The sequence below is a fragment of the Burkholderia sp. Ac-20345 genome (assembly GCF_017104825.1).
GTDB classification, from domain to species: domain Bacteria; phylum Pseudomonadota; class Gammaproteobacteria; order Burkholderiales; family Burkholderiaceae; genus Burkholderia; species Burkholderia lata_B.
In genome coordinates this window covers 22379-44466 of the sequence record NZ_JAAGPO010000035.1, presented here as the reverse complement: position 1 = coordinate 44466, position 22088 = coordinate 22379, and the positions used below count along the sequence as shown (strand labels likewise).

Annotated in this window: 21 protein-coding genes; 17 read left to right on the top strand and 4 right to left on the bottom strand. The window is 68.0% G+C overall.

Going from position 1 to position 22088, the window contains the following annotated elements; genetic code table 11:
* The first annotated feature begins 31 nt into the window (after window positions 1–31).
* From G3O06_RS15280 to infA, 13 genes are all read left to right on the top strand, one after another.
* On the top strand, window positions 32–1099 hold the full coding sequence (locus tag G3O06_RS15280; RefSeq protein ID WP_205816602.1) for an acyl-CoA dehydrogenase family protein: 1068 nt from the start codon (window positions 32–34) through the stop codon (window positions 1097–1099).
* Window positions 1099–2250, top strand: coding sequence for an acetyl-CoA C-acetyltransferase (locus tag G3O06_RS15275; protein ID WP_205816601.1), 1152 nt, complete (start codon window positions 1099–1101; stop codon window positions 2248–2250). The genes G3O06_RS15280 and G3O06_RS15275 overlap by 1 nt, the downstream gene beginning before the upstream one ends.
* A gap of 33 nt (window positions 2251–2283) precedes the next feature.
* Complete coding sequence (locus tag G3O06_RS15270; RefSeq protein WP_205816600.1) at window positions 2284–3162, top strand: SDR family oxidoreductase; 879 nt, start codon at window positions 2284–2286, stop codon at window positions 3160–3162.
* Window positions 3163–3165: 3 nt separating this feature from the next.
* Window positions 3166–4404 carry an acyl-CoA dehydrogenase family protein gene (locus G3O06_RS15265; RefSeq protein WP_205816599.1) on the top strand — a complete coding sequence of 413 codons (1239 nt, stop codon included), beginning with the start codon at window positions 3166–3168 and terminating at the stop codon, window positions 4402–4404.
* Window positions 4401–5603 (top strand): acyl-CoA dehydrogenase family protein, encoded by a 1203-nt coding sequence (locus G3O06_RS15260; RefSeq protein WP_174970030.1) that lies wholly within the window; start codon window positions 4401–4403, stop codon window positions 5601–5603. The genes G3O06_RS15265 and G3O06_RS15260 overlap by 4 nt, the downstream gene beginning before the upstream one ends.
* On the top strand, window positions 5600–6400 hold the full coding sequence (locus G3O06_RS15255; protein WP_089447760.1) for an SDR family oxidoreductase: 801 nt from the start codon (window positions 5600–5602) through the stop codon (window positions 6398–6400). The genes G3O06_RS15260 and G3O06_RS15255 overlap by 4 nt, the downstream gene beginning before the upstream one ends.
* Window positions 6400–6885 (top strand): MaoC family dehydratase, encoded by a 486-nt coding sequence (locus G3O06_RS15250; RefSeq protein ID WP_174915594.1) that lies wholly within the window; start codon window positions 6400–6402, stop codon window positions 6883–6885. The genes G3O06_RS15255 and G3O06_RS15250 overlap by 1 nt, the downstream gene beginning before the upstream one ends.
* Window positions 6886–6903: 18 nt before the next feature.
* Window positions 6904–8109, top strand: a complete 1206-nt coding sequence (locus G3O06_RS15245) for an acetyl-CoA C-acyltransferase (RefSeq protein ID WP_205816598.1) — start codon at window positions 6904–6906, stop codon at window positions 8107–8109.
* A 150-nt stretch (window positions 8110–8259) separates the two neighbouring features.
* On the top strand, window positions 8260–9231 hold the full coding sequence (locus G3O06_RS15240) for a YCF48-related protein (protein WP_205816597.1): 972 nt from the start codon (window positions 8260–8262) through the stop codon (window positions 9229–9231).
* A gap of 55 nt (window positions 9232–9286) precedes the next feature.
* A complete protein-coding gene (locus G3O06_RS15235) occupies window positions 9287–11749 on the top strand; it encodes an MMPL family transporter (protein ID WP_174915511.1) in 2463 nt (820 codons plus the stop codon).
* A gap of 68 nt (window positions 11750–11817) precedes the next feature.
* A complete protein-coding gene (locus tag G3O06_RS15230) occupies window positions 11818–12897 on the top strand; it encodes a Rieske 2Fe-2S domain-containing protein (RefSeq protein WP_175000089.1) in 1080 nt (359 codons plus the stop codon).
* A gap of 284 nt (window positions 12898–13181) precedes the next feature.
* Window positions 13182–13385: a cold-shock protein gene (locus G3O06_RS15225; RefSeq protein ID WP_006483056.1), complete on the top strand. Its 204-nt coding sequence runs from the start codon at window positions 13182–13184 to the stop codon at window positions 13383–13385.
* Window positions 13386–13854: 469 nt separating this feature from the next.
* Window positions 13855–14118 carry a translation initiation factor IF-1 gene (gene infA / locus G3O06_RS15220; protein WP_011355053.1) on the top strand — a complete coding sequence of 88 codons (264 nt, stop codon included), beginning with the start codon at window positions 13855–13857 and terminating at the stop codon, window positions 14116–14118.
* Between the two features lie 176 nt (window positions 14119–14294).
* Here infA and G3O06_RS15215 read toward each other — a convergent pair whose 3' ends face one another.
* The gene (locus tag G3O06_RS15215) at window positions 14295–15092 is read right to left on the bottom strand and encodes an alpha/beta hydrolase (RefSeq protein ID WP_205816596.1); all 798 of its coding nucleotides are present in this window, start codon (window positions 15090–15092) and stop codon (window positions 14295–14297) included.
* Between the two features lie 129 nt (window positions 15093–15221).
* The gene (locus tag G3O06_RS15210; RefSeq protein WP_205816595.1) at window positions 15222–16001 is read right to left on the bottom strand and encodes an SDR family oxidoreductase; all 780 of its coding nucleotides are present in this window, start codon (window positions 15999–16001) and stop codon (window positions 15222–15224) included.
* Between the two features lie 167 nt (window positions 16002–16168).
* Between G3O06_RS15210 and G3O06_RS15205 the strand changes: the two genes are divergently transcribed.
* The 3 genes from G3O06_RS15205 (at window position 16169) to G3O06_RS15195 (ending at window position 18754) form a co-directional block, all read left to right on the top strand.
* The gene (locus tag G3O06_RS15205) at window positions 16169–17068 is read left to right on the top strand and encodes an AraC family transcriptional regulator (RefSeq protein ID WP_205816594.1); all 900 of its coding nucleotides are present in this window, start codon (window positions 16169–16171) and stop codon (window positions 17066–17068) included.
* A gap of 169 nt (window positions 17069–17237) precedes the next feature.
* Entirely contained in the window at window positions 17238–18509 is a 1272-nt protein-coding gene (locus G3O06_RS15200; protein WP_205816593.1) for an alkaline phosphatase family protein, read from the top strand.
* Entirely contained in the window at window positions 18506–18754 is a 249-nt protein-coding gene (locus G3O06_RS15195; RefSeq protein WP_205816592.1) for a hypothetical protein, read from the top strand. The genes G3O06_RS15200 and G3O06_RS15195 overlap by 4 nt, the downstream gene beginning before the upstream one ends.
* Before the next feature lie 224 nt (window positions 18755–18978).
* Here the strand turns inward: G3O06_RS15195 and dmpG are convergent, their stop codons facing one another.
* Together dmpG and G3O06_RS15185 are read right to left on the bottom strand one after the other, a co-directional pair.
* Window positions 18979–20010, bottom strand: a complete 1032-nt coding sequence (gene dmpG, locus G3O06_RS15190) for a 4-hydroxy-2-oxovalerate aldolase (protein WP_174915518.1) — start codon at window positions 20008–20010, stop codon at window positions 18979–18981.
* A 16-nt stretch (window positions 20011–20026) separates the two neighbouring features.
* On the bottom strand, window positions 20027–20926 hold the full coding sequence (locus tag G3O06_RS15185) for an acetaldehyde dehydrogenase (acetylating) (RefSeq protein ID WP_046547936.1): 900 nt from the start codon (window positions 20924–20926) through the stop codon (window positions 20027–20029).
* A gap of 92 nt (window positions 20927–21018) precedes the next feature.
* Here G3O06_RS15185 and G3O06_RS15180 point away from each other — a divergent pair, with 92 nt between their 5' ends.
* Complete coding sequence (locus G3O06_RS15180) at window positions 21019–22071, top strand: RNA-guided endonuclease TnpB family protein (RefSeq protein WP_205816591.1); 1053 nt, start codon at window positions 21019–21021, stop codon at window positions 22069–22071.
* The last annotated feature ends 17 nt before the right edge of the window (window positions 22072–22088 follow it).

The window sequence follows — 22088 nt, the reverse complement described above, 5'->3', positions numbered from 1 at the left end:
GCCGGCGCCACCCTTACAGAACGGACATCGTATGGATTTCGTATTCGATGAAGACCAGGAAGCGCTCGCGGACAGCGTGAAGCGCCTGCTGATGACCGAGATGACGCCCGAGCTGATCCGCGAGCTCTGGGCCACGCCGACCGGGCGCTCGGACGACCTGTGGGCGCTGTTCGCGTCGCAGGGGCTGACCGCCGTGTCGGTGCCCGAGGCGCACGGCGGCCTCGGCCTGACCGAAGCGGAATGGGCGCTGCTCGCGCAGATCTACGGCTATTTCGGCAGCCCCGAGCCGCTGCTCGACACGGCGCTCGTGTCGGCCGGCGTGCTGGCGCGGCTGCCGGCGAGCGACTGGCGCGACGCGCTGCTGCGCGACATCGCCGAAGGGCGTGCACGCGTCGCGCTCGTGCATCCGGTGAACCCGTATGCGGCCGACGTGCACGTCGCGCAGACGCTGCTGTGCGAGCACCGCGGCGAGCTGCACCGCGTCGATCCGGCCCAGTGCGCATGGCGCGCGGTCGACAGCGTCGACCCGTCGCGGCGGCTGTTCACGCTCGACTGGGAGCCGTCGGCGGCGACGCGCATCGCGAGCGCCGACGAGGCTGCGCCGCTGCTGAACCGCGCGCTCGACCACGGCGCGTTCGCGGTCGCCGCGCAACTGCTCGGGCTCACGCAGCGCGTGCTCGACGTCGCGATCGACTACAGCGCGCAACGCAAGCAGTTCGGCAAGGCGATCGGTTCGTACCAGGCGCTCAAGCATCTGCTCGCCGATGTCGCGATCCGCTACGAGTTCGCACGGCCGGTGGTCGCACGCGCCGCGCAGGCGATCGCCGACGATCACCCGCAGCGCGCGGTGTTCGTGTCGCACGCGAAGCTCGCGGCGATGTCGGCCGCGCAGCTTGCCGCGCGCCACTCGATGCAGGTGCACGGCGCGATCGGCTACACGTGGGAGCTCGACCTGCAGATCTTCATGAAACGCATCTGGGCGCTCTCCGGCAGCTGGGGCGACAGCGCGTTCCACAAGGCCCGCGTGGCCGACGCGATCCTCGGCGACGCGTTGCCGATCGGCCCCGCGCAGACCTTCGACCTCGAGGAATTGAACTGATGAAACAAGCCTATATCGTCGACGCGCTGCGCACGCCGACCGGCCGCCGCAAGGGCGGTCTCGCGCATGTGCATGCGGCGGACCTCGGCGCCTTCGTGCTGAAGTCGCTCGTCGAGCGCAACGCGATTCCCGCCGACGAATACGACGACGTGGTGTTCGGCTGCGTCGACACGATCGGCCCGCTCGCGGGCAACATCGCGCGCACCTGCTGGCTCGCGGCCGGGCTGCCGCTGCAGGTGCCGGGCGTGACGGTCGACCGCCAGTGCGGGTCGTCGCAGCAGGCCGTCCATTTCGCCGCGCAAGCCGTGATGAGCGGCGTGCAGGACGTGGTGGTCGCAGGCGGCGTGCAGACGATGACGCAGATCCCGATCTCGTCCGCGATGACCAGTGCGGCGCCGCTCGGCTTCAACGACCCGTTCTCGGGCAGCAACGGCTGGCGCGCGCGCTTCGGCGATGCGCCGGTGTCGCAGTTCGTCGCCGCGCAGCGGATCGCCGATCACTGGAACCTGTCACGCGACGCGATGGAGCGCTATGCGCTCGAAAGCCATCGCCGCGCGGTTGCGGCGATCGAGGCCGGGCACTTCAAGCGGGAAATCGTGCCGCTCGAAGGCGTGATGCACGACGAGACGCCGCGCCCCGACACGTCGCTCGAAAAGATGGCGACACTCGAACCGCTGACGCCGGGCGGTTCGCTGACGGCTGCCGTCGCGAGCCAGACCTGCGATGCGGCCGCGGCGCTGCTGATCGTGTCGGAGGACGCGTTGAAGCGCTACGGCCTCACGCCGCGCGCCCGCATCCATCACCTGAGCGTGCTCGGCGACGATCCGCTGTGGATGCTGACCGCACCGATCCCGGCGACGAAGGCCGCGTTGAAGAAGAGCGGCCTCGACTGGTCGCAGATCGACGTCGTCGAGATGAACGAGGCATTCGCATCGGTCGCGCAGGCGTGGCTTGCCGACACGCGTTTCCCGCACGAAAAGACCAACCCGAACGGCGGCGGCATCGCGCTCGGCCATCCGCTCGGCGCGACCGGTGCGCGGCTGATGACGACGCTGCTGCACGAGCTGGAGCGCACGGGCGGCCGCTACGGGCTGCAGACGATGTGCGAAGGCGGCGGCCTCGCGAACGTCACGATCATCGAGCGCCTGTGAGCGCGTCACCTTCACGATCCACGAGGCACAAGCATGGGAATCTGTAACGGACGCACCGTCATCATCACCGGCGCGGGCGGCGGGCTCGGGCGCGAATACGCGCTCGCGTTCGCGGCCGAAGGCGCGGCGGTCGTCGTCAACGACATCCGGCACGAGGCCGCGCAAGCCGTGTGCGACGAGATCACGCAGCGCGGCGGCCGGGCACTCGCGAATGCGGACGACATCACGCGCGTCGATACGGCGCAGCGGATCGTCGACGCGGCACGCGAAGCGTTCGGCGACGTGCACGTGCTCGTCAACAACGCGGGCATCTGCCGCGACAAGATGTTCACGAGCATGACCGAAACCGACTGGGACGACGTGATGCGCGTGCACCTGCGCGGCCACTTCTGCCTGTCGAGCGTGCTGGCGCGTGTGTGGCGCGACGCCGCGAAGGCCGGCCACACGGTCGACGCGCGGATCGTCAACACGAGTTCGGGCGCCGGGCTGCAAGGCTCGATCGGCCAGTCGAACTACGGTGCGGCGAAAGCCGGGATCGCCGCGCTCACGCTGATGCAGGCGGCCGAGCTGCAGCGCTACGGCGTGCGCGTGAACGCGCTTGCACCGGCTGCGCGCACGTCGATGACCGAAGGCGTGTTCGCCGACATGATGAAGAAGCCCGAGGACGGCGGCTTCGACTATTTCGATCCGGCCAATGTCGCGCCGCTGGTCGTGTGGCTCGGCAGCGCGCTGTCGGCCGACGTGACGGGCCAGGTGTTCGAGGTCGCGGGCGGGATGATCGCGGTTGCGGAAGGCTGGCGTACAGGCCCGAGCGTCGATCGCGGCACGCGCTGGGCGGCGGCTGAGGTCGGCCCGGCGGTCGCGCGGCTGCTCGCCGATGCGCGTCCCGCGCAGCGCGTGTACGGGAGCTGAGCGATGGATCTGGCGCTCACCGACGAACAGGCGATGATCCGCGATGCGGCAGCCGACGTGCTCGCCGAACGCAGCGCGTCCGCCGACGTGCGCCGCGCGATCGAGCAGTCGGCCGGCCGCGACGATGCGCTGTGGGCCACGCTGGCAGGCGAACTTGGCTGGAATGCGCTCGCATTGCCCGGGGCGGCCGGCGGGCTGGGGCTCGGTGCGGTCGAGCAGACCGTGCTGATGGAACAGCTCGGCAGGCGCGTCGCGTGCGTGCCGTATTTTTCGACGGCGTGCCTCGCGGCGACCGCGCTGGCGGGCTGCGCTGATACGCCGCTGGCGGCAGGCTGGCTGGCAAAGATCGCCGAAGGCGCGTGCAGTGCGACGCTCGCGCTGCCGTTCGACCTGTCGATCGTTTTACGGTCGTTGCCGGTCGTCGCGGAAGAAACGGCGGGCGGCTATGCGCTGTCCGGCACGATCGAGCAGGTGATCGACGGCGCGCGAGCCGACCTGCTGCTGGTGCCCGCGCGAATCGCGAACGAAGGGCAGTCGATCGGCTTGTTCGCAATCGATGTCTCAACGGCATCGGGGCTCAAAGTCACGCCGCTCGACACGCTCGACGCCACGCGGCCGATCGCGCGCGTGGAATTCAACGAAGCCCGCATGAGCCGCGACGCGCTGCTCGCCTGCGGCTCGGCGGCAGCACGGGGGCTGGAACGCACCGCCTGGTTCGCAGCACTCGCGCTGGCCGCCGAACAGCTCGGCGGCGCCCAGCAATGCCTCGACCTGACGCTCGACTACACGAGCCAGCGCGTGCAGTTCGGCCGCGCGATTGCGTCGTTCCAGGCCGTCAAGCACCGCTGCGCACAGATGATGGTGCTGATCGAATCGGCGCGTTCGGCTGTGCTCGGCGCCGCGCACGCGTGGGATGCGGAAGCCGGCAGCGTGGTGCCGAGCGACGCATTGCGCGCCGACATCGCTACCGCGAAATCCGCCGCGAACGACGCGTATGCGTTCTGCGCACAGGAAGCGATCCAGCTGCACGGCGGTGTCGGCTTTACGTGGGAATACGACCCGCATCTCTATTTCAAGCGCGCACAGGCGTCGGGTGCGCAGTTCGGCAGCACGCCGCAACTGCTCGAATGGGTCGCGTCCCATGCGATCGACGGCGCCGCATCGCATCGCGACGAAGCGTTCGCACCACCCGCCGCGGTGGCATCCCGTCCATCGGCCGCACGCGCAGGAGCCCTGCAATGAACAGCGAAACGCGCGAACAGCAATTGCGGCACGAAGTGGCCGATTGGGTGCGGTCGCACCTGACCGGCGAATTCGCATGCCTGAAATACCGCGGCGGCCCCGGCGACGAGGAAGCGTGGCCCGAACTGCGCAAGGCTTGGGAGCAGGAACTCGCGAAGGGCGGCTGGACCGGGCTCGGCTGGCCGACGGATGCCGGCGGGCGCGGCTTCTCGGTCGCCGAGCAGGTGATCTTCCACGAGGAATATGCACGCGCCGGCGGCCCCGGGCGGATGGGTCACATCGGCGAAGGGTTGCTCGGGCCGACGCTCGTCGCATGCGGCACCGACGACCAGCGTGCGCGTTTCCTGCCCGGCATCCTCGCCGGCACGCAGTTCTGGTGCCAGGGTTATTCGGAGCCGGGCGCGGGTTCCGACCTGGCCAACGTGCGCACGCGTGCCGAACAGGATGCTGACGGCACGTGGCGCGTGGTCGGCCAGAAGGTCTGGACGTCGCTCGCACACGATTCCGACTGGATCTTCGTGATCGCACGCACCGACCCGGCGTCGAAGGGTAACAAGGGACTGTCGTTCCTGTTGATGCCGCTCGACCAGCCGGGTATCGAGATCCGGCCGATCAAGCAGCTCAACGGCGGCGCCGAATTCAACGAAGTATTTTTCGACGGCGCGCGCGCGGAAGCACGCGACCTCGTCGGCGCACCGGGCGACGGCTGGCGGATCGCGATGACGCTGCTCGGCTTCGAGCGCGGGATGTCGACGCTCGGCCAGCAGATGCAGTTCGTTCGCGAACTCGAATGGGTGATCGACGCCGCGCGCGAATCGGGCGCGGACCGCGACCCAGTGCTGCGCCAGCGGATCGGCCGCGCATGGGCCGGGCTGCGCGTGATGCGCTACAACGCCCTGCGGATGCTGTCCGGCGCGGACGACGCCGATGGCGGGGCCGCCGCGCCGCTGCGCCGCGAGGCGCTGATCTACAAGTATTTCTGGTCGAACTGGCACCGCGATCTCGGCCAGCTCGCGATGGATGCGCTTGGGCCCCGCGCGAACGTGATCGATCCGGCCGACGAAAAGCTCACCCATCTGCAGCGCGTATTCCTGTTCTCCCGTGCGGACACGATCTACGCCGGCACCAACGAAATCCAGCTCAACATCATGGCCGAGCGCGGGCTCGGCATGCCCAGGGAAGCAAGAGGAACAGCATGACCGAACCCCAGATCCAGAAAGCGCCGGCCTACGTGCCGGGCCACCAGCTGCTCGCCGGCAAATCGGTGCTGATCACGGCTGCCGCCGGCGCCGGCATCGGCTTCGCGGCCGCGCGCCGCTGCGCGGAAGAAGGCTGCCGCGCGCTGTTCATCTCCGACATCCACGAAAAGCGCCTCGAACAGGCCGTCGAGACGCTGCGCGCCGAAACGGGGCTGCAACAGGTCTACGGCCGCCTGTGCAACGTCGCGGTGGAGGCCGACGTGCAGGCGCTCGTCGCCGAAGCCCAGGACAAGCTCGACGGCGTCGACGTGCTGATCAACAACGCCGGGCTCGGCGGCTCGACCCGCATCGTCGATATGGACGATGCCGAATGGTCGCGCGTGATCGACATTAGCCTTACCGGGACGTTCCGGATGACGCGCGCGATGCTGCCGCACATGCAGGCCCGAGGCCGCGGCGCGATCGTCAACAACGCATCGGTGCTCGGCTGGCGCGCGCAGGCGGAACAGGCGCACTACGCGGCCGCGAAGGCGGGCGTGATGGCGCTCACGCGCTGCGCGGCGCTCGAGGCGTCGCCGTACGGCGTGCGCATCAACGCGGTCGCGCCGAGCATCGCGATGCACGATTTTCTGAAGAAGTCGGCCCCGGCCGACTTGCTGAATCAACTGGCGTCGCGCGAAGCCTTCGGGCGCGCCGCCGAAGTCTGGGAGGTCGCGAACGTGATGGTGTTCCTTGCAAGCGATTACGCGTCGTACATGACGGGCGAAGTGCTGTCGGTCAGCAGCCAGCACGCATGATGAGCACGACCCTCGATCCCGTGCGCGCGACACCCCGCGTGTTCGCGCATCCCGGCGAACTGGCGGCGGCCGTCGGCGACACGCTCGGCGCGAGCGCGTGGCTCGCGATCGACCAGATCCGCATCGACGGTTTCGCCGATGCGACGGGCGACCACCAGTGGGTGCACGTCGACCCGCTGCGCGCGAAGGACGGCCCGTTCGGCGCGTGCATTGCGCACGGCTACCTGACGCTGTCGCTCGTGAATTACTTCCTGCCGCAGATCGTGCGGATCGACGGCGCGCGGCTCGGCGTCAACTACGGCTGCGACAAGATCCGTTTCCCCGCGCCGGTGAAGGTCGGCGCGCGCGTGCGCGGCGTCGGCGAGTTGCTGCGCGTCGAGCCGCTCGAAGGCGGCGTGCAGGCATGGATTCGCGTGACCGTCGAGATCGAAGGCGAAGCCAAGCCCGGTTGTGTGGCCGACACGATCAGCCGTTACTACTTCTAGATTCAGAGAGCCAGACACATGGAAGACGCAGTCATCGTTTCCGTCGCACGCACGCCGATCGGCAAGGCGTTTCGCGGCATGTTCAACGACACCGAGGCGCCCGCGCTGGGCGGCCACGTCGTGCGCACCGCGCTCGAACGCGCGGGCGTCGCGCCGGCCGACGTCGACGACGTGCTGATCGGCTGCGCCGCGCAGCAGGGCACGCAGGGCTACAACATCGGCCGCCTGTCGGCCGCGGCGGCCGGGCTGCCGGCGTCGGTGCCCGGCATGGCGATCGACCGCATGTGCTCTTCCGGCCTGATGTCGATCGCGAGCGCCGCGCGCAGTATCGGCGCGGGCGATGCGCGGATCGTCGTCGCGGGCGGCGTCGAGTCGATCTCGCTCACGCAGAACAAGCACAAGAACGCGTATCGCGCGCGTTCGCAGGCCGTGCTCGACCACCAGCCGGCTGCGTACATGGCGATGATGGAAACGGCCGAGATCGTGTCGCGCCGCTACGGGATCTCGCGCGCCGCACAGGATGAATTCGCACTGCAGAGCCACCAGCGCACGGCTGAAGCCCAGGCGGCCGGCCGCTTCGACGCGGAAATCGCACCGCTCGACGTGCGGCGCGCACTGTTCGACAAGGAAGGCAACCCGGCCGGTTACGAGGATGTGAACGCGGCGCGCGACGAAGGCGTGCGCGCCGACGCGACGGCCGATCGGCTCGCGGGGCTGAAGCCGTCGTGGAGCGGCGGCAAGGTCGTCGAGCAGGGCGAGTTCGTGACGGCCGGCAATGCGTCGCAGCTATCGGACGGCGCGGCGGCCGTGGTCGTGATGTCGCGCAGCGAGGCGGTGCGCCGCGGGCTGACGCCGCTCGGCGCGTTCCGCGGCCTCGCGGTGGCCGGCTGCGAGCCGGACGAGATGGGCATCGGCCCGGTGTTCGCGATTCCGAAGCTGTTGGCGCGCTTCGGGATGACCGTCGGCGACATCGGGCTGTGGGAGCTGAACGAGGCATTCGCGTGCCAGGCGCTGTACTGCCGCGACACGCTCGGCATTCCCGACGACCGTCTGAACGTCGATGGCGGCGCGATCGCGCTCGGCCATCCGTTCGGGATGTCGGGTACGCGGATGACGATGCACGCGCTGCTCGAAGGCGCGCGGCGCGGCGTGCGGCACGCGGTCGTGACGATGTGCATCGGCGGCGGGATGGGTGCCGCCGCGCTGTTCGAAGTCGGCGCGTAGCGGTACGCGGACGGGCCGCACCGTATGGGCGGCCCTCCATTCAGGACCATTCGAGGCCGCGGCAACGACCGACGGCCCGGAGACTTGCTGGCGACGGCGGTGGGCGCGATGGCGCGAACCGTCGTCGAACGCAGACACAGGAGACAAGCGATGAAACGAACTTTGCCCGGACTCGCGATGTCGGCGCTCGTGCTCGGCGCCGCGCTGTTCGCGTTTTCGCCGCGCCCGCTGCCGGCGTTCCCGGTCACCGCGATCCACGCGGACCGGCTGCAGATCAACGGGCTCGCCCGGGCCGGCGCGCGCATCGTCGCGGTCGGCGAACGCGGCGTGATCCTGCTCAGCGACGACGCGGGCGCCCACTGGCGGCCGGCATCGATCACACCCGACCAGGCATCGACACTCACGCAGGTGCGCTTCATCACGCCGACGCTCGGGATCGCGGTCGGCCACGACGGCCGGATCGTGCGCAGCGACGACGCCGGCATGCACTGGCGCGAAGTGCACATGGACCACGCGCATTCCGATCCGCTGCTGTCCGTGTGGGGCACGGCCGACGGCCCGCTGTTCGCGGCCGGCAGCTTCGGCCAGCTGCTGCGCTCGGACGATGCTGGCCTCAACTGGCAGACCGTGAAGACGCCGGCCGGCGACCGTCACCTGAACGCGATCGTCGGCGACGGCCACGGCAACCTGCTGGTCGCGGGCGAGAGCGGCACGCTGCTGCGCTCGACCGACAACGGCGCGACGTGGGACAAGCTGCCGTCGCCGTACGCGGGTTCGCTGTTCGGCGCGCTGATGCTCGCGAACGGCGACTGGGTCGCGTACGGGATGCGCGGCAACGTGGTGCGCAGCACCGATCGCGGCGCGACCTGGGCGCATGTCGACAGCCACGTGCCGGTGTCGTACTTCGGCGCGACCCAGCTCGCCGACGGCGAACTCGTGCTGGTGGGCCAGGGCGGCGCGATCGTCGCGTCGCGCGACGGCGGGCTGACCTTCGACGTGCGCAAGCTCGGCGGCGTGCAGAGTCTTGCGGCGGTGCTCGACATGGGCCACGGCGCGCTGCTGCTCGGCGGCGAGGCCGGCGTCGCACCGCTGGCCGGCTCGCTTGCGTCAACGCCGTCCTGACGCGCGGCGGTCCTGCTGCCTGCTTCCGTTCGTTTCGCATCGACAAGAGAATTCCATGAACGACCTGTCACGCCCCCCTGAAGCCGTTTCCGCATCGCGTCTCGCCGCGTTCGTCGAGCGCTGCGCCAACACGATCATCCGGCAGCGCCGGCTGCTGATGCTGCTGTGCGTCGCGGTGACGCTCGCGCTCGGGCTGTCCGCGACGCGCCTGAAGCTCGATCCGGGCTTCAACAAGATGATCCCGATGCAGCACCCGTACATGCAGGTGTTCGAACGCTATGCGGGTGCGTTCCCCGGCGCGAACACGATCCTCGTGAGCCTGCGCTGGAAGGGCGACGGCGACATCTACAACCAGACGTTCATGGACGCGCTGCGCCACGCGACCGACGACGTGTTCTTCATCCCCGGCGTGAACCGCTCGCGCGTGTTCTCGCTGTTCACGCCGAACGTCCACTACACCGAGGTGACCGAAGCCGGTTTTCGCGGCGACGTGGTCGTGCCGGGCCAGTTCTCGAGCGCGAACCCGGACGATCTCGCGAAGGTGCGCCGCAACGTCGCGCGTTCCGGGCAGATCGGCCGCCTCGTCGGCAACGACCTGAAGTCGGCGCTGATCCGCGCGGAGCTGCGCGAGACCGACCCGGCCACCGGCAAGCGGCTCGACTACAGCGCGGTCGCGCGCCAGCTCGAGGAGATCCGCGCGAAGTACGCGAAGCAGGGCATCGACGTGAACATCATCGGCTTCGCGAAGCTGGTGGGCGACGTCGAAAACGGCATCGCGGGCGTGATGGCGTTCTTCGCGCTCGCGTTCCTCGTGACGGCCGCGCTGCTGTTCGCCTACACGCGGTCATTGAAGACCACCGTGCTGGCGCTCGTTGTCGCGCTGCTGCCGGTCGTGTGGCTGCTCGGCGCGCTGCCGCTGCTCGGCCTCGGCATCGATCCGATGTCGATCCTCGTGCCGTTCCTGATCTTCTCGATCGGCGTGTCGCACGCGGTGCAGATGACCAACGCATGGAAGCAGGCGCTGGTGCGCGGCGCGTCGTCGGTCGATGCCGCGCGCGACGCGTTCCGCAAGCTGTTCGTGCCGGGCACGGTCGCGCTGCTGACCAACGCGCTCGGCTTCATGGTGATCATGCGGATCAGGATCGACATCGTGCGCGAACTCGGCATCACCGCGTGCCTCGGTGTGCTGCTGATGATCGTGACGAACAAGGTGTTCCTGCCGATCCTGCTGTCGTACACGCGTCTCGAACGCGGCACGCTGGCGCGCGCGCAGCGTACGGCGGCGGCCGGCGGCAGCCCGATGTGGTCGCGCTTCGCGGTGTTCGCGCGGCCGGCGCCGGCGCTCGGCGTGTTCGCGGTGGCGCTCGCGCTGCTCGCATACGGCACGCTCGAATCGCGCAAGCTGGAGATCGGCGACATCGGCACCGGCGCGCCCGAGCTGCGTGCGAACTCGCGCTACAACATCGACAACGCGGCGATCACGCACCAGTACAACATCGGTGTGGACGTGCTGTCGGTGATCGTCGAGACGACCGGCTTCGACGACGCGTGCCTGCATTACCCGGTGATGAGCGCGATCGAGAAGTTCGAGATGAACATGCGCGGCGTGGCCGGCGTGCAGTCGGTGACGAGCGTGTCGTCGCAAGGCAAGGTGTTCATCGCCGCATTCAACGAGGGCAACCCGCGCTGGGCCGCGCTGCCGCGCTCCAGCGACGGGCTCACGCAGGGTTCCAACGCGTTCGACCCCGACAACGGGATGAACACCGCGAACTGCAAGGCGATCCAGGTGCTGATCTACACGAAGAACCACGAAGGCACGACCATCGCGCACATCGTCGACGAGATCAAGCGCTTCGCGGCCGAGAACCCGACGCCGAACGTCGCGTTCCGGCTCGCGGGCGGCAACGTCGGCGTGATGGCCGCGACCAACGAGGCCGTCGGCGACGCCGAGATCGCGATGCTGATGTCGATCTTCGGCGCGATCGCGCTGCTCTGCGCGGTCACGTTCCGCTCGTGGCGCGCGGTGCTGTGCATCATCGTGCCGCTCACGCTCGTGTCGATCCTGTGCAACGCGGTGATGGCACTGCTCGGCATCGGGCTGAAGGTCGCGACGCTGCCGGTGATCACGCTCGGCGTGGGCGTGGGCGTCGACTACGGCATCTACCTGTACGAGCGCCTGCAGCACGACATCCGCCACGGCGCGACACTGCCGGACGCATTCGCCGACGCGATGCGCCAGCGCGGCACGGCGGCACTGTTCACGGCCGTCACGATGTTCATCGGCGTCGGCACGTGGGCGTTCTCCGCGCTGAAGTTCCAGGTCGACATGGGCGTGCTGCTCGCGTTCATGTTCCTCGTGAACCTGTTCGGCGCGGTGTTTGTGCTGCCCGCGCTCGCGGCTTGGCTCGGCGTCGAACGTGCCGAGCGCCGCGCGCTGCACAGGCAGCAGCCGTCGCCGGCGGCCCCGGCACCGCTGAAGCCGTCGCCCGCGCTCGAACCCGGCAACCCGATGCGCTGACCGGCGCCCCCCATTTCCCCCGCGCGCGGCCGGCCGCCGCGCGCTCTCCACAAGAGGAGTCAACCCACATGTCCGCACGCCCTTACAAGATCGAAGCCCAGCCGCTCGCGCAGCGCTATGCGCGCGGCTGGCACTGCCTCGGGCTCGCCCGCGACTTCAAGGACGGCAAGCCGCACACGCTGAACGCGTTCGGCCGCAAGCTCGCCGCGTTCGCCGATTCGACCGGCAAGGTCAACGTCGTCGACGCGTACTGCCCGCACATGGGCGCCGACCTGAGCCTCGGCACGGTGCAGGGCGACAACCTCGTGTGCCCGTTCCACGGCTGGGCGTGGAGCGGCGAAGGGCAGTGCGCATCGATCCCGTACTGCAAGCGGATCCCGCCGAAGGCGCGCATCGGTGCATGGCCGACCTGCGAGGAAAACAACCTGCTGTTCGTGTGGAACGACCCGGAAGGCAATGCGCCGCCGGAGGAAGTCGCGATTCCGCGCCTCGACGTGTGCTTCTCCGACGAATGGTCGGACTGGGTCGTCGACAAGATGGTGATCCAGGCCAACTGCCGCGAGCTGGTCGACAACATCTCGGACGTCGCGCACTTCGCGACCGTGCACCACGCGCCGATCGACTATTTCGCGAACCTGTTCGAGGACCACAAGGCGACGCAACTGATGGTCGGCCGCAGCGAGAAGCTCGGTGGCGACGCCCTGACCGCGCTGTCGACGTATTTCGGGCCGGCCGTGCACATCACGCAGATGACGGGGCAGAGCGGCGGGCAGCCGATCCACTCGGTGCTGCTGAACTGCCACGTGCCGATCGACATGAACAGCTTCGAGCTGCGTTACGGCGTGATCGTGAAGAAGGTGGCCGGGTTGACCGACGCGCAGAACATGGAGATCGCGAACGCGTACGTGAAGGAAGCGCAGCGCGCGTTCTACGAGGACGTCGACATCTGGCACAGCAAGACGCGGATCGACAACCCGCTGCTGTGCGAAGGCGACGGGCCGCTGTACCAGATGCGCGACTGGTATTCGCAGTTCTACCTGGACGTGGCGGACGTGCGGCCGACGAGCGTCGCGCGCAAGGCGTTCGAGATGCGGATTCGCGAAGGCGACGCGCCGCCGGCACTGCATCACGTGTTCGAGCCGCAGTAAAAGCCGGCGGGCCGGCCGAAAAAGGGGGCGCATCGAAATATGTTCCGTCGGCCGGCAACACCCGCCGCATAAGGCGCACGCGGCGGGCTTGCTTGTGCGCCGCATCAAAATAGCTTGACGGAACGGCCACTGTCGCGTAGTGTCCATGACCGAAGTGTTCAAGAAGTTCGATTGCTCATCATTGGCCGCACTCCGTGCGGCGGTCGTTGGTCTCTCCCTCTTTGATTCTTTCTGTGCCCGTTGCGGGCGCATGTTCAATCGTCAATTGTATTAAGGAAGTAATTGTGGATACCGGTACCGTCAAGTGGTTCAACGAAACCAAGGGCTTTGGTTTCATCTCCCCTGACAACGGCGGCGACGATCTGTTCGCCCATTTCTCTGAAATTCGCGGCACGGGCTTCAAGACCCTGGCCGAAGGCCAGAAGGTCAGCTTCGAAGTGAAGCGCGGCCCGAAGGGTCTGCAAGCGTCGAACATCACGCCGCAGTAAGCCGCATCGGCGGCAGCCGCCAAACGGTGGCCGCCGCCGGACGGATTCGCGCGCAGGGCGCCGCTTTGGCGGCAGCCGGCGCGCTTCCGATGCGCACGACCGATGCATCGCGACATCCACGATGCATCGGTCGTGACGCCTCCCTCATCGCATGCGTGACCCGCGTGCGACGCAACGCCTTCGTGAAGCGCCCGCCGTTTCGCGAGCGCATCACCGCTTCAACGCATCAACCCGAGCAGACCGCCGCCATGCCGTAGCAGGCGCGGTCCCGACTTGCGCGGCGCTCAATACGCCGCCGCCACCGACCGCCTGAACGCCGTAACGCGCCGGGCTCCGATCGCAAGACAGGCCCATGGCCCGTCTGAACGAACCGATCCCCGGCAGCCTGCCGGCCGCCGTCCCGTTGCGGGACACGGCGCCGGGCAGATCGCCGCGGCTGCGGTCAATTACCTTGTCTGGAGGAATTGGTTTGGCAAAAGAAGAACTGCTGGAACTGGACGGAATCGTCGACGAAGTGCTGCCGGACAGCAAATACCGTGTCACGCTGGAAAACGGCGTCGTGGTCGGCGCGTACGCGTCGGGCCGCATGCGCAAGAACCACATCCGCATTCTCGCGGGCGATCGCGTGACGCTGGAACTGTCGGTCTATGACCTCACCAAGGGCCGCATCAACTTCCGTCACAAGGACGCGAATTCGCCGCGTCCGCCGCGAACCGGCCAGCCGCGCCGTTAAGCGGTAACGATCGGCGCGGGCACGCAGCACCGCCTCGCCGATCGAATCCCGTCCGACCGACGAGGCCGGACGAACCGGGTGGACGACACATCGCGTGCCGTTCACCGGTCGCCGCCGGCGCCGTCGTGCCGAGGCGGCCGACACAGCCTTCACCGGCCGCCGCGCGTGTGCAACGCTCAAGCGGCCGCGTCCCGCAGGAAATCCTCGACGATCATCGCGAAGTACGGCGGACATTCCTGCATCGGGTAATGCCCGCAATTCGGTATCGTCACGAGCCGCGCGTTCGGATGCCACGCGAGGAACGTCGCCTGCATCGCCGCTGCGTCGAGCCCCGGATCCTTGTCGCCGACGATCACCAGGAAGCGTGCGTCGAGCCCGCGGATGTCGTCGACGAAATCCGTTTTGGTCAGCATGTCGAGATACGCGAGCCTGCAATCGGGCGCCACGCGCTCGCGGTTCTGCCGCAGCTTCACGTCGGCCCAGCGCGCCGACAATCCCCCCGTCACGAATCGCATGAGACGGCGAAACGCATCGTCATCGACGGCCGTGCTCGCGAAGAACGCGCGCGCGTCGTCGTTCAGGCGATTGCCGGCCGCCGACACCGGGCACACGGCGATCGCGCTCTTGATGCGTGATGGTGCGTCGGCGGCGAGCCGTTGTGTCGCCATGCCGGTCATCGAATGGCCGATCACGTGAAAGTGCTGCCAGCCGAGGCGATCCGCGAGCGCCAGGCAGTCGGCCGAGATCTCGTCGACGGTATAGGTGCCGGTCAGATGGATGGATTCGCCGTAGCCGCGCAGGTCGACGAACACGTACGTGAACGCTGCTTCGTCGAGATACGGCAGCAGTGCCGCGTAGTTCGTATGGTCGCCGAGCCAGTCGTGCAGGACCATCACGCATTCGGGGCCCGTGCCGTGCCGCAGGTAGCCGAGGCCGCCGTTCGGGCCGGAGGCGAGGGTGTCGATACGGTTCATTTCAAGGGGTTTCCTTTTGGTTGGAGGAACCAAAACGAAACGCCCTCCCGGCGGACCGGGAGGGCGTCTTGAAAGCGCATCGATCGTATCGGGCCGATCCGCGAAAGTCAACGCCGGGAAGGTCGTCGCTCAGAGCGCCATCCCGCCCGACACCTCGATGCGCTGCCCGTTGACCCAGCGGTTGTCGTCCGACAGCAGCGACGCGATCATCGGCCCGATGTCGTCGGGCTCGCCTACGCGGCCGAGCGCCGTCCATTCCGCGACGCGCCGGCTGACCTCGGGGTTGTCGCGCACCATTCCGCCGCTGAAGTCGGTTGCCACCGCACCCGGTGCGACGACGTTTACCGCAATGCGGCGCGGGCCGAGTTCCTTGGCCAGATAGCGCGTCAGCACCTCGACCGCTCCCTTCATCGACCCGTACGCCGCGCTGCCCGGCACGGCGACGCGCGTGAGGCCCGACGACACGTTCACGATGCGGCCACCGTCGCGGATCAGCGGCAGCAGTGTCTGCGTGAGGAAGAACACGCCCTTGAAGTGCACGCGATAGAGCGCGTCGAGATCGGCTTCGGTCGTCTCGGCGATCGGCGCGTGATGCGACGTGCCCGCATTGTTGACGAGGAAGTCGAACCGGTCGGCGCCCCAGCTGGCCAGGGCTTCGCGGAGCTGCCCGGCGAAGCGGTCGAACGTCGCGCTGTCGCCCGTATCGAGCGGCAGCGCGATCGCCGCGTGCCCGGCGTCGGCGGCCAGCGTGACGACGTGATCGGCCTCGGCGCGGTTCGCGTGATACGTGAAGATCGAGCGCACGCCGCGCTGTGCGAGATGAAGCACCGTGTTGCGGCCAAGCCCGCGGCTGCCGCCGGTGACGACGGCGATTTTCGGCGTTGAATCGGTGGGATGTGCTGCGGTCATGCTGGGCTCCTGATCGAAGTCGGTGACGAACAGCGGCAAGCGTACGGCGGCGGCCGCAGCGGCTGAATGCCGGAACCGGCCGCGTTCTTGCCTGATCCTGCCCGGCCGTCCCGGGAAGCGTGGTGCCGCGTGTACCATCCGGACATCGGGATACGGAGGGGTGCTGCATGTCGGACGAACTGGTCGAACGTGTCGCGCGCCTGACGGGCGCGGCGGGTGAAGAGAGCCCGTTCGCGACGGCGATCGACGGGCTGATCCTGCTGCGTTCCAACCGAGAGAAGCTGCCCGCACCGCTGATCATGAAGCCGGCGCTGTGCGTCGTCGTGCAGGGCGCGAAGTGGACGACGTTCGGCGGGCGGCGCTACGACTACGGGCCTGGCCGCGCGCTCGTCGTCAGCGTCGAGATGCCGGCGACGAGCCGGATCGTCAAGGCGAGCGAGACCGAACCGTTCCTCGGCCTCGTGCTCGAATTCGATCTCGCGATGATGCGTGAAGTACTCGAACGGCTCGACACGCCGCCGCCGCAACCGCCCGGCACGATCGGCCATGGCGTGTGCGTGACCGATTTCGGCGGGCCGCTCGCCGATTGCGTGCTGCGGATGGTGCGGCTGCTCGATACGCCGGCCGCGATTCCGGTCGTCGCGCCGCTCGTGAAGCAGGAGATCTGCTACTGGCTGCTCGCGGGCCCGCACGGCGGCGAAGTCTCGCGCGTCGTGTTCGCCAACGGCCATGCGCAGCGCGTCGTCGCGGCGATCCATGCGTTGCGCGGCCAGTTCGCCGAGGCGATCCGCATCGAGGCGCTCGCCGCCGTCGCGCAGATGAGCCCGTCGGCGTTTCATCGGCAATTCAAGGCGCTGACGTCGATGACACCGCTGCAGTACCAGAAGCAGCTGCGCTTGCTGGAAGCGCGGCACCTGATGGTGACGGGCGCGGCGAATGCGGAGACGGCCGCGTATCGCGTCGGCTACGAAAGCGCGTCGCAGTTCAGCCGCGAATACGCGCGGATGTTCGGTGCGCCGCCGCGGCGCGATGTCGTCACGCTGAAAACCGCCGCAGCCGACGGCTGAACGCGCACGCCGCAGCGCGGTTCGCGTGCGGCTTTACGCGCGGGCCGGCGCGGTCGTACACTCGTCGGCAATTCGCGGCCGGCGCCGTGGCTTTCAATCCCTTCAGTGGCTTTCAGCGGGCCAACGCCCGTGCCAGCAGGACTTTCGTCGCGCGACGCCAGGAGGCGCCATGAGTGCAGACGCAGCCCCCGCATCCCCGTCGGTTCAGGACCGCATCCAGCACGTGTTCGTGCTGATGCTCGAGAACCGTTCCTTCGATCACCTGTTCGCGCTGTCGGGCTATCCGGACATCGTCGCCGCGTCGCCGGGTAACAGCAACGCGTATGGCGGCGCGGTCTATCCGTTCGGCGGCGGCGCGCCCGACCGGATGCCGACCGATCCGTGCCATGAATTCAAGGACGTGCTCGAACAGCTCTGCGGCGCGGGCGTGCCGTTCGTGAAAGGGCAGCCATATCCGCCGGTCAGCAACACCGGGTTCGTGTCGAACTACGCGACCTCGCATTCCGAAGGCACGCCGCCGCAGCCGGCCGATGCGGGCAAGATCATGCAGGGCGTCAATATCGCGAAGCAGGCGCCGTCGCTGTCCGCGCTCGCGAACGCGTTCGTGCTGTGCGATGCGTGGCATGCGTCGATGCCGGGGCCGACCTGGCCGAACCGCTTCTTCCTGCACGGCGCGTCGTCGGCCGGGCTCGATCATTCGCCGACCACGGAAGAAATGGGCGGGTGGAGTGCGTTCGGCGGCTTTCCCTATCCGAAGGGTTCGATCTTCGCCGCGCTCGGCGACGGCAACTGGCGCATCTACCAGGACCAGACGGGCAATCCGCTCGGCCACGTGCCGCAGGTCGCGTCGCTGAAGGGCATCAGCTTCTTCGACATCGACGACCTCGCGCATTTCGAGGCCGATCTCGCGGCCGGCCATACGGCGCGCTATACGTTCATCGAGCCCGGTTACGGCGACATCGTGCACGGCACCTACCAGAACGGCAGCTCGCAACACCCGATGGATGGCCTGGCCGGCGGCGACCAGCTCGCCGCGCGCGTGTACGACGCGATCCGCAATTCGCCGGTGTGGAACAGCAGCCTTCTCGTGATCTGCTACGACGAGCACGGCGGTTTTTACGATTCGGTCAGGCCGGGCGCCGCGCCGCCGCCGAACGACGGCGCCGCGCCGCCGCCGAACGACGGCGCGGCGGCGACGCTGAATGCGAACGGCTTCGGGTTCGACGTGTACGGCGTGCGGGTGCCGGCGATCGTGATTTCGCCGTGGGTCGCGGCCGGGCAGGTCGACCATACGCCGTACGATCATGCGTCGGTGGCCGCGACGCTCGAGCGGCTGTTCGGCCTCGCGCCGCTGACCGACCGCGACCGTCTCGCGAACGACCTGCTGGCGCTCGTCACGACGACGTGTCGCACCGACTGCCCGCAAAGGATCGGATCATGAGTACGACACCGGCACCCGACCCGCGCGACGCGCTGCCCGTGCACGACGGCACGAGCCTGATCGCGTTTCTGCACATCCTGAAGAAAGCGCATGCGGCGCTGGTCGGCCATGACAAGGCCCATCAGCGCTTCGGCGAGATCGTGACGCGCGGGCAGGCGCGGCAATACATCGAGGAGCTGATGCCGTCGCTGCTGCAGGCGCGCGAAGCGCATCGGCGCAAGCGGCACGGCGGGAAGCATCGCTGACGGCGGGCGGCAAGGGGTGACACGTTACATTGCCCGCTGCGTGCATCGCCCGTCGATATGGCCACGCCGGCGAGCCACCCGATAGCGTGCCGCAACGGGCATTCGGGATGCCGCTGGTGTAACAACCGGATGCAAGCATGAAAAGAAACGGGGCGCATCGCGCCCCGTTCCGCACGACTGCCGCCGTATCGGGCGATGGCGCCCGATACGGTCGGGGCCGTCGATTACGCCGCCACTTCCCGCGCCCGCACCATCGTCAGCGCCGCGTCCTCGATCATGTCTTCCTGCCCGCCGACGAGCCGTTGCCGGCCCAGCTCGACGAGGATGTCGCGCGCGGGAATCCCGTACTTCGCTTCCGCGCGCTTCGCGAACAGCAGGAACGACGAGTAGACGCCCGCATAGCCGAGTGTCAGCGCGTCGCGGTCGAGGCGGATCGGCGCGTCCATGATCGGCACGACGAGATCCTCGGCGACGTCCGAGATCGCGAACACGTCGACACCCGTCTCGATCCCCATCCGGTCGCACACGGCGACGAACACTTCCATCGGCGTGTTGCCGGCGCCGGCACCCAGGCCGGCCGCGGCGGCGTCGATCCGGTTCGCGCCGGCGGCGACCGCTGCGACCGAGTTCGCGACGCCCATCGCGAGGTTGTGGTGGCCGTGGAAGCCGAGTTCCGTCTCCGGCTTCAGCGCGTCGCGCACCTGGCTGATGCGTGCGGTCACGTCGTCGGGCAGCATGTAGCCGGCCGAATCGGTAATGTAGATGCAGTTCGCGCCGTACGACTCCATCAGCTTCGCCTGCACGACGAGCTGCTCCGGCGACGACATGTGCGCCATCATCAGGAAGCCGACCGTATCGAGCCCGAGCGTGCGGGCGAGGCCGATGTGCTGCTCCGATACGTCGGCCTCGGTGCAGTGCGTCGCGACGCGGATCGTGCCGACGCCGAGTTCGTGCGCCATGCGCAGATGCTCGACGGTGCCGATACCCGGCAGCAGCAGCGCCGACACCTTCGCCTGCTTCAGCTCGGGAATCACGGCGCTCAGGTACGCCTCGTCGGTATGCGCGGGGAAACCGTAGTTGACCGATGCGCCGCCGAGCCCGTCGCCGTGCGTGACCTCGATCAGCGGCACGCCGGCTGCGTCGAGCCCGCGCGCGATGCTGCGCATCTGGTCGAGCGTGATCTGGTGGCGCTTCGGGTGCATCCCGTCGCGCAGCGACATGTCGTGGACGGTGATCTTCTTGCCTGCAAGTGACATCGCGTGGCTCCTCAACTCAAGCGGTGGCGGCCGTCGCGGCCAGCATCTGTTCGGCGAAACGCTCGGCCGTGGCGGCCGCGGCGGCGGTCATGATGTCGAGGTTGCCCGCGTACTTCGGCAGGTAATCGCCGAGCCCTTCGACTTCCATGAAGACCGACACGCGGTTGCCGTCGAAGACGGGGCCGTTCTTCAGCGTGTAGCCGGGCACATAGCGCTGCACTTCCTTGACCATCGCATGCACGGACGCGGTGATCGCGTCGACGTCGGGCGGGCCGTCGGTCAGGCAGTGGATCGTGTCGCGCATGATCAGCGGTGGCTCGGCCGGATTGATCACGATGATCGCCTTGCCCTTGCGTGCGCCGCCGACCTGTTCGATCGCGCCGGACGTCGTGCGCGTGAATTCGTCGATGTTCTTGCGCGTGCCGGGGCCGACCGAGCGCGACGACACGGTTGCGACGATCTCGCCGTACGCAACCGGCTGCACGCGCGATACCGCGTACACCATCGGGATCGTCGCCTGGCCGCCGCACGTGACCATGTTCACGTTTGCCTGAGCGCTGTCGAGGTGCGCGTCGAGGTTCACCGGCGGCACGCAGTACGGTCCGATCGCGGCGGGCGTCAGGTCGATCATCTTCACGCCGAGCGCGGTGAGCTTGTCGGAGTTGTCGCGGTGTACGTAGGCCGATGTCGCGTCGAACGCGATGCGGATATCGTCGGCGGCCACGTGCGGCAGCAACCCGTCGACGCCCTTGTCGGTGGTCTTCAGGCCGAACTCGCGCGCCCGCGCGAGGCCGTCGGACGCCGGATCGACGCCGACCATCCACACGGGTTCGAGCACCGGCGAGCGGCGCAGCTTGTAGAGCAGGTCGGTGCCGATGTTGCCGGGCCCGATCAGTGCGCATTTGATTTTCTTCATCCGTTTTTGCTCCGAGAAAATCCGCCTTTTATGGCGGCAAGGAAAGGAGTGTTATTGACAGGCAGCTTCTTCAGCGGGTTAGGATCACCGGTATGATTCTTGTCTACCGCTACCGGGTGAAGTCGCTCAACGGACTGCTTAACAAGCAGAGCCGCGCGGTGAACTACGTCTGGAACTTCTGCAACGACACGCAGAAGCACGCGCTCAAGTGGAACAAGCGGTGGCCGACCGGCTTCGACCTGAACGTGCTGACGACCGGTACTAGCAAGGAGCTCGGCATCCACTCCGGCACGGTCAACGCAACCTGCGAGCAATACGCGAAGTCGCGCAGTCAGCACCGTCGGCCCTACCTGCGCTATCGCGGCAGAAAATCGCTTGGTTGGGTGCCGCTGAAGGGCCGCGACCTGAAGCGCGAAGGCGACGCGTTCCGCTTCGCCGGCAACACATTTCGTGTGTTCAGCAGTCGCCAGCTTCCCGAAGGCAAGATCAAGGACGGAACCAATTTTGCGCAGGACGCGCGTGGCAACTGGTTCCTGAACATCGCGATCGAAACACCCGATGTTCAAGCGCGCCCGATCCGTTCCGGCGTCGGCATCGATCTTGGCCTGAAAGACTTCGCCACACTTTCGACCGGGGAGAAATTGCCCAATGACCGATTCGGTCGGCGCGCGGCGGAAAAGCTGGCGAAAGCGCAACGGGCGCGAAAGCACAAGAGGCATATCGCGAAACTGCACGCGAAGGTGGCGAATGCCCGCGCCGATTTCCAGCACAAGCTCGCACTCAAGCTGGTGCGGCGCTTCGATTACATCGCGGTCGGCAACGTGTCGGCGGCGAAACTCGCCAGAACCAGGATGGCGAAAAGCGTCTACGACGCATCCTGGTCGTCCTTCCGAAGCAAACTCCGTTACAAGGCGATCGCGCACGGAGCCACGTTCGAGGAAGTCGACGAAAGCGGTTCTACCCAGTCCTGTTCGGCGTGCGGGTCGAAAGACAGCACGACGCGGCCGAAAGGTATCGCGGGACTGCGAATAAGAGAGTGGGCCTGCAGTGACTGTGGTGTCTTGCATGATCGAGATACCAACGCTGCGTTGAACATTCTCCGATGCGGACGTGCATCGCCAGATGTGGGAATCCCCTGCATTTAGGCAGGAGAGGACGTCAA